This window comes from Hymenobacter sp. BRD128 (assembly GCF_013256625.1).
Lineage (GTDB): Bacteria > Bacteroidota > Bacteroidia > Cytophagales > Hymenobacteraceae > Hymenobacter.
This window is the reverse complement of record NZ_CP053908.1, coordinates 528,048-544,110: the sequence shown is the minus strand read 5'-3', so window position 1 is coordinate 544,110 and position 16,063 is coordinate 528,048. Positions and strand designations below refer to the sequence as shown.

The window sequence follows — 16,063 nt, the reverse complement described above, 5'->3', positions numbered from 1 at the left end:
ACCGGCACACTAGCCGGCCCCGCTCCTACTTATGCTAGATGTACTTATTATTGGCGGCAGCTACGCCGGCCTCAGCGCGGCGCTGGCCCTGGGCCGCGCCCGCCGCTCGGTGCTGGTGCTAGATGCCAGCCGCCCGCGCAACCGCTTCACGCCCCACGCCCACAACCTGCTGCTGCACGACGGCGACGCCCCCGCTGACCTAGCGGCCCGCGCCCGCCAGCAGGTAGCCGCTTATCCCACCGTGCAGCTACTCGAAGCCCAGGCCACCACCGCTACCAAGCTTCCCGATGGCTCGTTTGAGGTGGGCACTGGGGCGCACGGCACCTTCGTGGCTAGCCGGCTGCTGCTCGCCACGGGCCTGCGCGACGAGCTACCGCCCGTGCCGGGCTTTGCCGAATGCTGGGGCAAATCGGTTATTCACTGCCCGTTTTGCCACGGCTACGAGGTGGCCGACCAGCCCACCGGCATCTGGAATAATGGCGACGAGGTAGGCCACCAAGTGAAGCTGCTGCTGAACTGGTCGCGCCAGCTCACCATATTCACCAACGGCCCGGCCACGTTTAGGCCCGAAGTGCATGAGCTGCTGCAAGCCCACGCCATCGAGCTGATAGAAACGCCCGTGACCGGGGTATTGCACACCGATGGGCAGCTCACGGGCTTGCGCCTGGCCGATGGCCGCACCCGGCCGCTGCCCGTGCTCTACGCCCGCCTGCCGTGGCACCAAGCTAGCGAACTGCCCCAGCAGCTAGGCTGCGAAATCACCGAGCAGGTGCTCATTCGCACCGATGCTAGCTACCGCACCACGGTGCCGGGCGTATATGCCGCTGGCGACTGTAGTGTGGCCCCGCCGCAGTTGGCCCTGGCCATTGCGGCCGGCAATCTGGCGGGTGCCAGCCTGAGCCGGGAGCTTATTATGGGAAGCTAACAGAATAAACCCCGGTGGCTAAGGGCATTAAAAGAGTTATCAGTTGCCGGGGTTTTCACAAATCCGGTACCCCTACCCTAGCGCGGCATACTGCGCCTCGGTATCGACATCGGTGGCGCCGCCGGGGAAGGCTACGGTAGGCAGGTGCGCATACTGCTGCAATAACTCGCGGGCGCCGCTCGCCCCGCGCAAGGCTAGCAGCTGCGGAAAAATGGCGCGGCTGAATAGCGCGGGCACCCCCTGCGTGCCGGCGTAGGCCGAGGCCACTACCGGCTGCCCGGTAGACTGAAACTGCACGATGAGCTGGCCGATAACTTCTTCATGCAGCAGCGGCTGGTCGCAGAGGATGACGATAACGGCATCGACTTTGGCGGCCTCGGCGGCCGTTTCCAGCTCAGCCAGGCCGGCGGCGATGCTGCCGCCCATGCCATCGGGCCAATTGTCGTTGCGGACCACGTGGAAGGGCAAGCCCTCGATTTCGGGCAGCAGCTCGTCGTGGAGGGCGCCGGTCACGAGCACCAGCGGGCGGCAGGGGCTAGCGGCGGCCACCTCGGCGGCGTGGCGCAGCAGGGTTTGGCCTTTATACGGAAGCAGTTGCTTGGGGCGGGCCAGCCGCGACGACGAGCCGGCCGCCAGCAGCAGCAGGCCCACGGTAGCAATGGGGTCGTTGTGCATCTAACGAAAGTGCGTTTGTTGAACTGTTTATTTGGTACAGAACACAAAAGAACGTCCCGCTGAGCTTGCCGAAGCGCCCCTACCGCCTCGTTGGGTTAGTGACCCTGGCGGTGCGGCAGAAATGCTTCGGTAGGCTCAGCAGGGCGCGCTTAGGTTTAGGCGGCAATGATTTTAGCTGGCTAGCCCGGCCAGCAGCACCTTATCGGGCGTGAGGGGCAGGTCGCGCAGGCGCTTGCCAGTGGCGTGGTACACGGCATTGGCCACGGCAGCGGCCACGCCCACCATCGCGATTTCGCCGATGCCTTTCACCCCCATCGCATTGATGTAGGGGTCGTGTTCCTCCACAAATTCGACGGTCATGTTCGGGATGTCAGCGTTGACTGGCACGTGGTAGCTAGCCAGGTCGGCGTTGGTGTAGCGCGAGAAGTTGGGGTCGCGCACAGTTTCTTCCATCAGCGCCGAGCCGATGCCGAAGATGGCCCCACCGATAATCTGCGAGCGGGCCGTTTGGGCGTTCAGAATGCGGCCCGCCCCAATCACGCTCACCCACTTGCTTACCCGGATGGTACCCAGGTCCATATCGACCCGCACCTCGCAAAAGTGCGCGCCAAACGAGTGCATGGAGTGGTGGCCGGCTTCGTCTTTGTGGGCCGGGTCGGCGTTTTTGGCCGAGCTGGCGTCTTCGTAGCCCGAGCCGTATTTGCCCTGGGCCATGCCTTCGATGTCGGTGAGCTCGCCGCGCTTCATCAGGTCGCCAAACATCTCTCCTTTTTTAGGGTCTTTCCTGAGGAAAAGCCGGCCTTTCTCAACGGTTACGTCTTCTGGCTTGGCTTTGTAAAGCGGCGATTTCTTATCGATTACTGCCGCCTTAATGAGCTTCTGCCACACATCCTGGCAGGCCAGAAAAATACTCGACGATACCGTGCCCGCCGCCGTGGAGCCGCCCGAGTTGGGGGCCGTGGGCAGCTGCGTATCGCCCAGCTCGAAGCGCACTTTTTCGATGGGCAGGCCCAGCGAGTCGGCGGCTACCTGCGTCATGACGGTGTAGGTGCCGGTGCCGAGGTCGGTGGCACCGCTCTGCACTACGGCGTGGCCATCGGCGTAGAGGCGGGCGCGGGCCGTGCCCTGCGAGTTGTGCACCGGATAGCTAGCCGAGGCCATGCCCATGCCCACGAGATAGCGGCCGTCGCGGGTGGCGCCGGCTTTGGGGTTGCGCTGGCTCCAGCCAAAGAGCTCGGCGCCGCGGGCGTAGCACTGCTTCAGGCTTTTGCTACTCCACTGCTGGCCGGTGCTGTAGTCGTGGTCGGCGTAGTTGCGCAGGCGAATCTCGATAGGGTCCACGCCTATTTTATAGGCCAGGTCATCCATTGAGCACTCAATGGCAAACGAGCCCGGCGCCTCGCCCGGCGCCCGCATAAAGGTGGACGTCATCACGTTGGCCCGCGCCAGCTCGTAGCTCGCGTCAAACGTGGGGCTGGCGTAGAGCAGGTCCACAATCTTGGAATTAGCCTCGGCGTAGTTGTCCCAGGGCGAAGTCGTGGACTTCTTGGTGTGCACGAGCGCGGTCAGTTTGCCATCGGCCGTGGCGCCCAGCTGCACGGTCTGCTCCTGGTCTTCGCGGTGGCCCATGCTCGTAAACATCTGCTCGCGGGTTAGCATCAGCTTCACCGGGCGGTTCACGGCCTTGGCGGCCTGCACCGTGAGCACGGTGTGCGGCCAGCACGAGCCCTTGCAGCCAAAGCCGCCGCCTAGGTACTTGGTAATGACGCGCACCTGCTCGCGGGGCAGGCCGGTCATGGCCGAGAGGGCCGACTGCGTGCGCGTCACGCCCTGCGTCGATTCGTACACCGTGAGGCGGTCGGGCGCTTCCCAAAAGGCCGTGGTCGAGCCCGGCTCCATCGGGTTGTGGTTGTACACCGGGTGGCTGTAGGTGGCCGTAAGCTGAATGGGCGCGCCGGCAAAAGCCGTCTTGGCATCGCCGCGCTTGGTGTGGGCGTCCGCCTTACCATCCTGCACCTTCTGCGGGTCAAACAACTCCGCTTTCGGCTGCTTGTAGTTGGCGATAGGGTCGCTCTTTTGGTAGGCTACCTTCACCAGCGTGGCGGCGTGGGTAGCGTGCTCCAGGGTGTCGGCCACCACCAGCGCCACGGGCTGGGCGGCGTAAAAAATCTCATCGCCGGTGAGGGGCAGAAAGCCCATCGGAGCCCCAATATCCTTCTTACCCTGCGGGTCATTGGGCGTTTTGGCTAGCTTGGGCAGGTTTTGGTGGGTGAGCACGGCGATAACGCCCGGCTCGCGCGCGGCGGCCGAGGTGTCGATGCGCTGAATCTTACCCTTCGCAATAGGGCTGGTAGCCAGCACGCCGTAGGTGAGACCGGGCAGCGGAAACTCGGCCGAGTATTTGGCCTTGCCCATCACCTTTTCGCGCCCCTCGACGCGGATGAGCGGCTGGCCGACAAAGCCACCCGGCTGGTCAGAAAATTGGGGTTCGGAATCCATAACGAATGCTTAAGCAACGACCTCTAACAATGCCCGCACCAACGTGCGCTGGGCTAGCTCCACTTTAAACTTATTGTGCTCGCGCGGGGCAGCATCGCGCACGACCAGCGCGGCGGCGGCGCGGAAGTTTTCCTCCGTCGGCGCTTTGCCCACGAGGGCTTTTTCCACGGCGGGCACGCGCCAGGGCACGGTGCCCACGCCGCCCAGCGCCACCCGAGCCGAGCGAATAATACCCCCCTGCACATCGAGCCCCACGGCGGCCGAAGTCAGCGCATAGGCGTAGCTGGCGCGGTCGCGCACCTTAAGATAGTGCGACTTGCGGGCGTGCGCGGCGGCCGGCACCGTAATGGCCGTAATCAGTTCGCCGGGCGCGAGGTGGTTTTCGATGTGCGGCGTCGAGCCGGGCAGCTTGTAAAAATCGGCCAGCGGCACGGTGCGGGTGGTGCCTTTCGGGCTTTCCAGCGTCAGCTTGGCTTCCAGGGCCACCAGGGCTACGGCCAGGTCGGAGGGATGGGTGGCAATGCAGCTCGGCGAGCCGCCCAAGATAGCCAGGGTGCGGTTGTCGCCGGTTTGGGCGGGGCAGCCCGAGCCGGGCACGCGCTTATTGCACGGAAAAGCCACGTCGCGATAGTAGCCGCAGCGGGTTTTCTGCAGGAGGTTGCCGCCCATGCTGGCCATGTTGCGCAGCTGCGGCGAGGCCGAGGCTAGCAGCGCCTGCGAGATAACGGGGTAGTTCTGCACCACCTGCGGGTGCTCGCCCACGTCGCTCATGCGCTCCAGGGCCCCGATGCGCAGGCCGGTAGCCGCATTGTCGATGCCCAGCAGCGCGAGCTTGTTGATGTCAATCAGCAGGGTGTGGTGCTCGATATTCGACTTCATGATGTCGAGCAGCGTGGTGCCGCCGCCGATGAAGGCGGCTTGTTTATCAGTTTCCTTGGTCGTAGTGGCTTCCTTGGTAGAAGCGGCCTGGGTGTAGGCAAAATTGTCCATCAGAATTAGCCTTTAGCAGATTGCCCGGCCACGTCGCGCACGGCAGCCAGAATATTGGGGTAAGCGCCGCAGCGGCAGATGTTGCCGCTCATCCACTCGCGGGCCTGGTCGTCGGTGGTGGCGTGGCCTTCCTTCACGCAGGCTACGCCGCTCATGATTTGGCCCGGCGTGCAGTAGCCGCATTGGAAGCCGTCGTGCTTGAGAAAAGCCTCCTGCATGGGATGCAGCTCCTCGCCTTTCGCCAAGCCTTCGATGGTGGTGATTTGCTTACCCTGGGCCATCACGGCCAGGGTCAGGCAGCTATTGACGCGGCGACCATCGATGTGCACCGTGCAGGCGCCGCACTGGCCGTGGTCGCAGCCTTTTTTGGTGCCCGTCAGGTCCAGGTACTCGCGCAGGGCGTCGAGCAAGGTGGTACGCGGCTCCAAGCGCAGGCTTTTCACCTGGCCATTAATGTTGAGGCTCATGGGCGTGGCGCCCGAAAGAACAGGGCTAGCCGGGGCCAGCTTATCGGCCAGGGCTTCGGCCTGGCTGGCGATGGGCGGGGCCAGGGCTACGCCCAGCAGGCCGCCGGTTTGCTTTAGAAAAGAGCGGCGCGAGGGGCCTTGCGGCGTCGGGTTGGCCGCGTCGGGCGTGTGGTCGTCAGGGTACATACGGGCAGCGCGTGGTGAGGCTGTTAGGTAGTACGCAGAAAGTCCAGTGGCTGTTTACCTGTTCGTTACCCATTCAGCACTGGTCATTTTACGCGGTGGGCAGGCCAGGGCGCTAAGCTCCGTAATAGCGCCGGCTAAGCGGCTAAGGGTGTAGCAACTAAAAAGAAGACTGGGGCCGAGCATAAAAACGCCTGCTACAACTAGCAGGCGTTCATTTTCCATATGGCCGCAGCGCAGGCTAGTGCGCGTGGCGCGCGGTCCATTTGGGGTCGTAGCGCGTGCCCCCAAACAGGTACAGCATCAGCGCCCGCGAGTAGCGAAACACCAGCGGCGTCGAAATGAGCGTGATAATGGCCACGGCCACCACGTACACCCACGTCGGCGGGTCGCCGGCCAAGTAGTAGAGCAGGATGCCTACCACGGCAAACGTGCCCACCGCAAAGCCAAAGCTGATGTACATGGCCCCGAAGTAAAAGCCCGGCTCGGGCTCAAACGCTTGCCCGCACACGGGGCACTCGGCCGGCATGTCGGTAAACTTGGTGAGGCTGAGCGCGGAGTTGGTAAACAGCTTGCCCTGGTGGCAGCGCGGGCAGCGCAAAGCCAGCAGCGCGAGCGTAGACGATTCGATGGGAGCGGCGGCGATAGACATAAGACAGTAGCGAAACGCTGAATGACCCGGCAAAGGTACCGGCCCCACTAGCCCACCAACAGAGCCGCGCACGGGCAAAAACCGCACAAATCAACGCTGCCGCCGAAAGGCCTCGGGGGTTATGCCTACGTGCTTTTTGAAGGGCCGGCTGAAATACGAGGCATCGTCGTAGCCCAGGGCCTGGGCCAGCTGGGCCACCGAGTCGGCCGAGTGGCGCAACTGGCGCTGGGCCTCGGCCATCACGCGGGCCAGGATGAGGTCGCGGGCCGGGTGCCCCACCACCCGCTGGCAAATTGCCGTGAGGTGGTTAGGCGTAACGTGTAATTTATCGGCGTAAAAGGCCACGGTTTTCTCGTGCCGGAAATGCTGGTTGAGCAGCCGGCTAAACTCGCTCACCTGCTGGCGGCCCAGCGCGGCAGCCGGCGCGGGTGCCGCCGGGTAGTGCCGGGCCGCCAGCTCCAACACCAGAAACAGATAGGCGGCTACCACCTCATCGCCGGGCACGGCGGGCGGGCTAGCCTCGGCCCAGAGCTGGCCCAGCAGCGGCGCAATGGGTGTTTCGGCCGGCGCCAGGTACCGCACCGGCAAGTGGCCAGGGTCGAAAAACGGGTAGCCTTGCAGCCGGCCCGCCGGGTAGCGCCGCTGGTAAAACTCGGCCTCAAAAAACACGATGTAGCCCGCCGCGTCGGGGCTCAGCGCCCAGCCGTGCACCTGCCCCGGCGCCAGAAAAAACAGCGCGCCCGGCCGCAGCTCATACGCTTGCAAATCAATGGTGTGCGTGCCGCCGCCCTGCGTGATATACAGCAGCAGATAAAAATCGTGCGCGTGCGGCGCGCTCACGCCCGGAAACCGGGCCGCGTGGGTTTGGAGGCGCTGCACGTAGTAGGGCCGGCGCGCAGCGGGCTCAGTAGCCTCGGGCGCCGGGAAGGCGGCTAGCGGCAAGATGGGCAGGGTGGCGGGCTTCATCGGGGCGCAAGAAACGCGGGCGGGCTAAATAAAGCATCCGGCAAAATGCTTTGGTTGCCTGCCAACTGCACTACTGGCTTCAACAAAAAAGCGCCTACCGGTACCGGTAGGCGCTTTTTTGTCCAATGGGCTACCCCCTGCCCCTACTGCGGGTTGGGCTTGTTTTCGCGCTTTTCAATCTGGGGCTCCTTCGCGGCGCGCATGGGGTTGGCCTGGGGGGCGTTGTTACCCACCTGGCTAGCCTGGAACAGGTCGAAGCGCGAGGCCGAGGGCTGGCGCGGGTAGGCGTTGTTGCTCAGGTCGGTATCAGCCGTTTGCTGTAGCGGGTCGATAACGAACGACACTACATTCTTGGGCGAGATGATGAGCTTGGTTACCTGCTCGTTATTCTTACGCCAGATTTCGGCCGGAATGGTCTGGGTTTCCTGGGTGCCGTCGTCGTAGGTCATTTGCAGCACCACCGGCATCACGAGGCCGCCCACGTTGCGCAAACTCAGCTCGTAGAGGTTCAGGTTGCCGTTGAGGCGCTGCTGCTGGGTGGGGCTCAGGGTGCTGATATACTGGTTGTAACGCTGCTGGTCGGCGTCGGTCACCGCCAGCGGGTCGTAGCTATTGTAGAAGTCCTTGAGCTCGGGCTTGTCTTCTACGGCCGTGGTTTTGAGGTCGGTAGCGTTACGCTGGGCCGAGAGGCTGGGCAGCTGGGCCTGGCGCTCGGTAATCATGCGCTTGCTTTCCACGCTGGGGTTCTTGGAGCTGGGGCGGAAGTACTTCACGCCTTCCAGCGAGATGTCGCAGCGGTCGGTGCCGTAGAACCAGCCGCGCCAGAACCAGTCGAGGTCCACCGCCGAGGCGTCTTCCATGGTGCGGAAAAAGTCGGCCGGTTGCGGGTGCTTGTAGGCCCAGCGCGTGGCGTAGGTTTTGAAAGCGTAGTCAAATAGCTCGCGGCCCATCACCGTTTCGCGCAGGATGTTGAGGGCCGTGGCGGGCTTGCCGTAGGCGTTGTTGCCAAACTGCAATACCGACTCCGAGTTGGTCATAATTGGGGTTTGCAGGCTCTTGTCGGTGCGCATGTAGTCCACGATGTTGCGGGGTTCGCCGCGTCGGCTGGGGTAGTTGCGCTCCCACTCCTGCTCGGTGAGGTACTGGCAGAAAGTGTTGAGGCCCTCGTCCATCCAGGTCCACTGGCGCTCGTCGGAGTTCACAATCATCGGGAAGAAGTTGTGGCCCACCTCGTGGATAATTACCGAAATCATCCCGTATTTGCGGTCAGCCGAGTAGGTGCCGTCCTTCTCGGGCCGGCCGCCGTTAAAGCAAATCATCGGGTACTCCATGCCGCCCACCGGCCCGTGCACCGAAATGGCCACCGGGTAGGCGTACGGGATGGTGAACTTCGAATACGTCTTGATGGTGTGCGCCACTACCTCGGTCGAGTACTGGCCCCACAGCGGGTTGCCCTCCTTAGGATAGTAGCTCATGCAGAGCACCGGCACGCCATTCTGCGAAATGCCCATGGCATCCCAGATGAACTTGCGCGAGCTGGCCCAGGCAAAGTCGCGCACGTTTTTGGCGGCGAAGGTCCAGGTTTTGGTGCCGCTAGCCCGCTTGCCTTCGGCCTGGGTGGCTTCGGCCTGCGTCACGATGAGCACCGGCTTCTTAGCGTTCTTGGCCGAGGCTAGCCGCTGGCGCTGGGCGCTGGTGAGCACCTGGTCGGGATTCTGGAGCGTGCCGGTGGCGCCCACCACGTGGTCGGCGGGCGCGGTGATGCTCACGCGGTAGTCGCCGAAAGGCAGCGTAAACTCGCCGTTGCCCAAAAACTGCTTGTTCTGCCAGCCCGTGGCGTCGGAGTAGACGGCCATGCGCGGGTAAAACTGCGCGATTTCGTAGAGGTAGTTTTTGTCCTCCGGAAAGTACTCGTAGCCGCTGCGCTCGTTGATTTTCAGCTGGTCGCTGATGTTGTAGCTCCACTTCACACCAAAGCTCACCTTCTGGCCCGGCCGCAGCGCGGTGGGCAAGTCGATGCGCATCATGGTGTGGTTGATGGTGTATTTCAAGGCTTTGCCGCCGGCGTCGGTCACGGCCGCGATTTTGTAGCCGCCGTCAAACTCGGCCGTCGCCATCTGGTTGTCGAGCTCCTGAAACGAGAGGCGGCCGTTGCTCACCTGCCCCACGTTGGTGGCGGCGGTAATGGAGTTTTTGGCCAGGATATTCTGGTCGAGCTGCACCCACAGGTAGGGCAGCGCATCGGGCGAGAGGTTGGTGTAGGTAATTGTTTCCGAGCCCGTAATGGCCTGCTTGGCATCGTCGAGGCTCACGCGAATGTTATAGTCGGCGCGCTGCTGCCAGTAGCGGGGGCCGGGCGCGCCGCTGGCGGTGCGGTACTCGTTGGGGGTGGGCAGCTCGGTGCCGAGCTGCTCAAACTTGTCGGTGCCCGAGTTGGTGGTTTGGGCCCGGCCGATTGCCGGCGCCAGCAGCAACCCTAGCCCGGCGGCTAGTAGCGAAATGCGCATAAACGAAGATTAAATGAGAAACAACTGCTAAAGGCGGCGAAGATAAGCCGCAGGTTGCGGCGGCCGACAGGTAATAAGTGACGGGTAATCGGTAAGGTCTTTAAAATATGCCGCCCTGCATTACCTACTACCCATTACTTGTTACCCATTTGCAAGAGCAGCAGCGTGGCCACCCCGAGCGCCGCCCCGCTCACGGTGAGTATCCAGTCGCGCCGGGCCACGCCCAGCAGGCGCAGCAGCACAAAGCCCAGCACTAAAATCGCGCTCACGACTACTAATTGCCCTAGCTCCACGCCCAGGTTGAAGGAGAGCAGCTCGACTACGGGACGGCTTTTGGCGCCGAGCAGCGCCCGCAGGTAGTTGGAAAACCCCAGGCCGTGAATGAGGCCAAACGCGGCGGCCAGGGCATTGGGCACGGTCCAGAGCACAGGCGGGTCGCGGCGCGAGCGGCGGTCCGGCACCGCCTGCCGCATATTGACCAAGGCCGTGAGGATAATAGTAACCGGAATAAGCGCCTCAATTACGGGGGCATTTATGCCTACAATGCCCAGCGTGGCCAGGGCCAAGGTGATGGAGTGGCCCACCGTGAAGCTCGTGACCAGTGCCACCACGCGGCGCCAGTCGGCCAGTACGTAGGGCGCGCACAGGGCCAGCAAAAACGTGAGGTGGTCGGTGGCCTGCCAGCTGCAAATATGCAGGAACCCAAGCTGCAAATAGGTAGTGAAGAAGGACATAGCCCGCAAAGAAACAGCGCGCCGCGTAAAAGGCCAGGCTGGGGCGCTCCCCGCTAGGGCCGGGCGGGCAGGGCAACCAGCACGCTGGGCGTGGTGTGCGCGGCCAGGCTTTTTTTGGTGGCCACCACGCGGTAGTAGCAGCGCGGGCCAGTGACCGGTCGCGCATCGATAGCCACGAAATTATACTGCGTATCGGTGCGGGACTTCTGGCGGCTCACCCGCGTAAAATGCACGTTATCAAGCGAGCGCTGCACCTCGCAGGTGATGCCAGCCATCGCCCAACTGATATTCCACCGCAGGGTAACCTGGCCAGGGCCAGCGGCAGCTTGCAGATTGGCCACGGCCAGGTCGGGCGCCTGGCAGGTGCCAAACTCGGGCCCGAGCGCTGTCGGGTTCCAGGCAGCCACGGGCGCGCCCGGCCGGCTGGCGCCAGGGCCAAACAGCGTGGCTAGGGTATAGGCTACCGTATCGGTCGGGGCCAGCTGGCGCGACCAGCCCACGCGCTGGCTAACGTCGATAAGTCGCCCGCCGAAGTCCCGGGAATTGTACTCGGCGTTCAGGATTTTTGTCGTGTCGGTGCCCGCATCCCATAGGGCCCAGCCGGCCGGTAATATCTGGCGGCCCAGCCGGGCGCTGAGGAAAACCACTTTGTTGTGGGCCAGCGTGCCGGCGGCTTCCGAAAACCGGGCGGCGTTTTGCCAGGGCCGGCCCAAGTAGTAGGGCGTGGCGCCGTTATCGGGCAGCGTGGCACCGCGAAACAGGTAGCCATAGGCCTGGGTGGCGGGCGTGTTGGCCGCCGTGATGTAGGAGCTTGTCGCATTACTCGCCCGAGCCTTGGCGTAGATGGTACAGTTGTCGAAAATGGCGATGGCGTTGCCGAAAATAAAATCCACGTTACCATCAATGTAGCAGTCGCGGAAGTAGTGGCGCGATACCGCGCCGCCGCTCTCGTAAGTCAGCAGCGTGTCCTGATTGCCCATAAAGCGGCAGTTTTTGAACGCTGCTCGGTCGGCGTACAAGCTCACGGCCACCGCCTGCGAGCCGTTGCCGAAGGAATTGGCAAACGTCAGGTTGAGGGCTGAGAAGTCAGTAGCATTCACCACGATACTACCCGAGCCGCCGGTGCCCAGCGTACCGCCCCGGCCGTCGGGGGTCTTATTGTCGTCGTGCCAGGTGAGGATAGTGTTGGCCACGCTCTGGCCCACCAGCTGCACAAAGGGCTTGGAGGCCGGCACCGTTACCTTCTCGCTGTAAATACCATCCTTGATATAAATGGTAAAGACCGCGGTGCGGCCATCGGGCACGGCCGCCACGGCCGCCTGAACAGTGCGGTAATCGCCGCTGCCATCCTGAGCCACGGTCAGGTTATAGGCAAGCAGCCGGGCGCTGCCCGCCAGTAGCAGTAAGAGCAGCAGGCTCGCCCGAAGGCCAGCCACCAGGCACCACGTACGGGTAGTTACAGGCATATGTCAGGCGGAAGAAAGGGCGGGAATACCCCGAATATCCTTCGACCCGCAGGCAATTACTGCGGGGCAATGCACCTTTATTTATGCAATCGTTGCCAGTTTGATGAGAATAAAACGCCGCTCAATTCCGCCGGTCTTGCTGGCCGAGCACCAACTGGCAGCGTGCTCCTCTACCCGGCTCGGTATCAGTCGGCTAGCCTCCTCTGCCGGGGCGTCGCAACCAGTACTTACCTATTAAGAGGAAAGAGTAGCTTTTTAACTCTATGTTTGCCAAGTCAATGTCAGGCCCTACCAGCTTTATTAAAACCGGCTTGTTCTTTCCACTGCATAGGCAGGGCCGTGTCACTGGCTTATCCCACTACCCTACTTCCTTTTATGACAAAACTTTACATTATTTTATTATTTTAGGCTGGCCTGCTGGCTACTCACACTGCGCAGGCGCAAATTCTACCGGTTACTAACCCGGCCCCCCGAGTGGCGGCTTCCGTGGTACCCAGCCCCCTAACTCGTGCCGACACGGCCCGCGCCATCCGGAAGCTATTCAAAAGCCGGCGCGGTGGCGGTGCCGGCTGGCTGGGCTTTGGCACGGCAAGCATCCTGGCTTCTACCCTACCGGCGCTGCAAACCACCAGCGCCGGCGTATGGACACCCGGCGTGGTGGCCGGCTCGGCCTTTCTGCTCATTGGGTTGAACAAGCGCATCCAGTTCCGGCCCGGCCGCGAGCGGCAGGTGCTGCGCGAGTTGGCGGCCACCGGCCACCTACCCACGAGTGTATTCCGACGCCTGCGGAAAAACTTCGCGCCCATCCGCGGGGCAGCTACCGACTACGACCCGCTGTTGGCCCCCGATATTCGGCCCGCCGCCGTGGCCCAGGCCCTCACCCCTGCCCAATTGGCCAATGCCGCGCGCGCCGATACGCTGCGGGCCATCAACCGCCTGTTTGAGCGCCGCCGCAAGGGTGGCCGCCGCTGGAATTACCTGGGCCTAGCCAGCTCGCTGTCGCTGGTTCGCCTGCTGGCCCGCCCCGACAACAACGACACAAATGTGAACGGGGGCGGCCTGGCCATTATAGCCGGGGCCTTCATCGCCGCACCAGTCGCCATCGGCATCACTAATCTGGTAGCCTACAGCGAAGCCCACGAAACCGAGGTTGAAAACGCTTACCGCGCCGGCAAGCCGCTCCCAAAGAAAATTCGGCAGCGAATTAAGAAGAAGGATTTGCAACCACTAGACTAGACAAGGCCCCGCTAGCATACTGCCAGCGGGGCCTTGTCTATTTAACTAACTTTATTACACCGTCGGCAGCTCCACGTTCTCGAAGTGCACCTGGCCATCTTCTAGCACGGCCTCAACAACAGCATCCTTAGACACCTTGCCCGAGAGTATCTCCTTGCTCAGCTCGTTCAGAATCACGCGCTGCAACACGCGCTTGAGCGGGCGGGCGCCGAACTGCGGGTCGAAGCCCTGCTCGCCGAGGTAGTCGAGTACCTCGTCGGTGGCTTCGAGGCTGATGCCGGCTTCTTGCAGGCGCTGCTGGATTTGCTTGAACTGGATATCGACAATCTTGCGGATTTCCTTGCGCTTGAGGGGCTGGAATAGCACGATTTCGTCGATGCGGTTCAGGAACTCGGGGCGCATGTGCTGGCGCAGGCGCTCCACTACTTCGTCGCGGGTGCGGTCCACAATTTCTTCTACTTCCATCAGATTGTGCTCATCCAAGTGCTTGAAATTCTTTTGGATGATGTCGGCCCCCGTGTTCGATGTCATGATGATGATGGTGTTCTTGAAGTTCGCCACCCGGCCTTTGTTGTCGGTGAGGCGGCCATCGTCGAGCACTTGCAGCAAGATGTTAAACACGTCGGGGTGGGCCTTCTCAATCTCGTCGAGTAGCACCACTGAGTAGGGCTTGCGGCGCACGGCCTCCGTGAGCTGGCCGCCCTCGTCGTAGCCCACGTAGCCGGGAGGCGCCCCGATGAGGCGCGATACGGCGTGGCGCTCCTGAAACTCGCTCATGTCGATGCGCACCATCGCGTTCTCGTCGTTGAACAAGTACTCGGCTAGGGCCTTGGCCAGCTCGGTCTTCCCGACCCCAGTGGTACCGAGGAAGATAAACGAGCCGATGGGCCGCTTGGGGTCTTGCAGACCGGCGCGCGAGCGGCGCACGGCATCCGAGATGGCGGCGATGGCTTCGCTCTGGCCGGCCACGCGGCGGCCCAGCTCGGCTTCGAGGCCTAGGAGCTTGTCGCGGTCCGATTGCAGCATCTTGCTCAGCGGGATGCCCGTCCACTTGGCCACTACCTCGGCAATGTCCTCGCTGGTCACTACTTCTTGCAGCATGCCGCCGTCGGCTTTGGTGGCGTTGGCTTCGTCCTGCAAGGTTTTCAGGCGCTGCTCGGCTTCCTGAATTTTGCCGTAGCGCAGCTCGGCCACGCGGCCGTAGTCGCCCTGGCGCTCGGCCTGCTCGGCTTCGGTCTTGAAGCGCTCGATGTTTTCCTTCTCGGTCTGGATGTTGGTCAGGACGGATTTCTCGCCTTCCCACTTGGCTTTCAGCTCGTCGCGCTGGCTGCCTAGGTCGGCCAGTTCCTTACTCAGCACGGCCTCGCGGTCGTGGTTGTCTTCGCGCCGGATGGCCTCGCGCTCAATCTCCAGCTGCATGATGCGGCGCTGAATCTCATCCAGCTCCACGGGCATGGAGTTCAGCTCGATGCGCAGCTTGGCGGCGGCCTCGTCCATGAGGTCGATGGCCTTGTCGGGCAGGAAGCGGTCGGTGATGTAGCGGCTGCTCAGCTCCACGGCCGCAATCACGGCGTCGTCGGTGATGCGCACGCCGTGGTGCAGCTCGTACTTCTCCTTGATGCCGCGCAGGATGCTGATGGCGTCGGGCACGCTCGGCTCGTCCACCATAACCGCCTGGAAGCGACGCTCCAGGGCCTTGTCTTTCTCGATGTATTTCTGGTATTCCTTGAGCGTGGTGGCGCCGATGGCGTGCAGCTCGCCGCGGGCCAAGGCCGGCTTGAGCAGGTTGGCGGCGTCCATGGCGCCTTCGCCCCCGCTGCCGGCCCCAATCAGGGTGTGTATCTCATCGATAAACAGAATAATCTGACCCTCGGCATCGGTCACTTCCTTGATAACGGCCTTGAGGCGCTCCTCAAACTCGCCCTTATACTTGGCGCCGGCCACGAGCAGGCCCAGGTCGAGGCTCATCAGGGTTTTGTCTTGCAGGTTCTCGGGCACGTCGCCGGCCACGATGCGCTGGGCCAGGCCTTCGGCGATGGCGGTTTTACCCACGCCGGGCTCGCCGAGCAGCACGGGGTTGTTTTTGGTGCGGCGCGACAAAATCTGGAGCACGCGGCGGATTTCTTCGTCGCGCCCGATAACGGGGTCCATCTTGCCGCTGCGCACGCGCTCGTTTAGGTTGATGGCGTAGCGGTTGAGGCTCTGGTACTGCTCCTCGGCGGTTTGGCTGGTGACCTTGCGGCCCCCGCGCAGCTCCTGGATGGCGGCTTTCAAGTCTTTCTCGCTGAAGCCGTTGTCCTTGAGCAGGCTAGCCACGCTGTCTTTACCGCCCAGGATGCCCAGCAGCAGGTGCTCGACGGACACGAACTCGTCGCCCATGTCCCGCATCTGGGTGTTGGCGCGCTGCACGGCGTTGGCCGCGTCGTTGGCCAGGTAGGGCGAGCCGCCGCTCACCTTGGGGTAGGCCTGCACAATGGCATCGAGCCGCTGGCCGAGATTGGCCATGTTGGCGCCCAGTTTCTTACCTAGGAAGGCCAGGGTGTTCTCGTCGTTCTGTAGTAAAGCCTTCAGCAGGTGGCCCGTTTCGATGGCCTGCTGCTGGTTGGCTCCGGCAATCTCGGTGGCCTTCTGCACGGCCTCCTGTGCCTTGATGGTGAAGTTTTTAAAGTCCATAGTTTTGCTAAGTTCTCGGTAGGTGCTTCGGGTTAGGAAGATTGTACGAGGGTACTAGCAAACGAGGTGCAGAAGTGTAAAAGCGGACTT

12 protein-coding genes are annotated in these 16,063 nt (G+C 62.8%); 2 read left to right on the top strand and 10 right to left on the bottom strand.

The features are described 5' to 3' along the window. The first annotated feature begins 31 nt into the window (after positions 1–31). Complete coding sequence (locus GKZ68_RS02525; protein ID WP_173110426.1) at positions 32–925, top strand: NAD(P)/FAD-dependent oxidoreductase; 894 nt, start codon at positions 32–34, stop codon at positions 923–925. A 72-nt stretch (positions 926–997) separates the two neighbouring features. On the opposite strand, the gene GKZ68_RS02520 is transcribed toward GKZ68_RS02525, so the two are convergent. The 9 genes from GKZ68_RS02520 to GKZ68_RS02480 form a co-directional block, all read right to left on the bottom strand. Further along, a complete protein-coding gene (locus GKZ68_RS02520; protein WP_173110424.1) occupies positions 998–1,600 on the bottom strand; it encodes an NTP transferase domain-containing protein in 603 nt (200 codons plus the stop codon). A gap of 171 nt (positions 1,601–1,771) precedes the next feature. Further along, positions 1,772–4,099, bottom strand: coding sequence for a xanthine dehydrogenase family protein molybdopterin-binding subunit (locus GKZ68_RS02515; RefSeq protein ID WP_173110422.1), 2,328 nt, complete (start codon positions 4,097–4,099; stop codon positions 1,772–1,774). 9 nt (positions 4,100–4,108) lie between these two features. Continuing rightward, positions 4,109–5,089, bottom strand: coding sequence for a xanthine dehydrogenase family protein subunit M (locus tag GKZ68_RS02510; protein WP_173110420.1), 981 nt, complete (start codon positions 5,087–5,089; stop codon positions 4,109–4,111). 5 nt (positions 5,090–5,094) lie between these two features. Further along, positions 5,095–5,742, bottom strand: coding sequence for a (2Fe-2S)-binding protein (locus GKZ68_RS02505; RefSeq protein WP_173110418.1), 648 nt, complete (start codon positions 5,740–5,742; stop codon positions 5,095–5,097). A 238-nt stretch (positions 5,743–5,980) separates the two neighbouring features. After that, a complete protein-coding gene (locus tag GKZ68_RS02500) occupies positions 5,981–6,391 on the bottom strand; it encodes a DUF983 domain-containing protein (protein ID WP_254244132.1) in 411 nt (136 codons plus the stop codon). 90 nt (positions 6,392–6,481) lie between these two features. Next, on the bottom strand, positions 6,482–7,357 hold the full coding sequence (locus GKZ68_RS02495) for an AraC family transcriptional regulator (protein WP_173110416.1): 876 nt from the start codon (positions 7,355–7,357) through the stop codon (positions 6,482–6,484). 143 nt (positions 7,358–7,500) lie between these two features. Then, entirely contained in the window at positions 7,501–9,864 is a 2,364-nt protein-coding gene (locus GKZ68_RS02490; RefSeq protein WP_173110414.1) for a M1 family metallopeptidase, read from the bottom strand. 134 nt (positions 9,865–9,998) lie between these two features. After that, on the bottom strand, positions 9,999–10,598 hold the full coding sequence (locus GKZ68_RS02485; RefSeq protein WP_173110412.1) for a HupE/UreJ family protein: 600 nt from the start codon (positions 10,596–10,598) through the stop codon (positions 9,999–10,001). 53 nt (positions 10,599–10,651) lie between these two features. After that, positions 10,652–12,064, bottom strand: coding sequence for a pectinesterase family protein (locus GKZ68_RS02480; protein WP_173110410.1), 1,413 nt, complete (start codon positions 12,062–12,064; stop codon positions 10,652–10,654). 474 nt (positions 12,065–12,538) lie between these two features. On the opposite strand from GKZ68_RS02480, the gene GKZ68_RS02475 reads away from it, so the two are divergent. Continuing rightward, positions 12,539–13,300, top strand: coding sequence for a hypothetical protein (locus GKZ68_RS02475; protein ID WP_173110408.1), 762 nt, complete (start codon positions 12,539–12,541; stop codon positions 13,298–13,300). A gap of 54 nt (positions 13,301–13,354) precedes the next feature. On the opposite strand, the gene clpB is transcribed toward GKZ68_RS02475, so the two are convergent. Next, on the bottom strand, positions 13,355–15,973 hold the full coding sequence (gene clpB, locus GKZ68_RS02470) for an ATP-dependent chaperone ClpB (RefSeq protein WP_173110406.1): 2,619 nt from the start codon (positions 15,971–15,973) through the stop codon (positions 13,355–13,357). Positions 15,974–16,063: the final 90 nt, after the last annotated feature.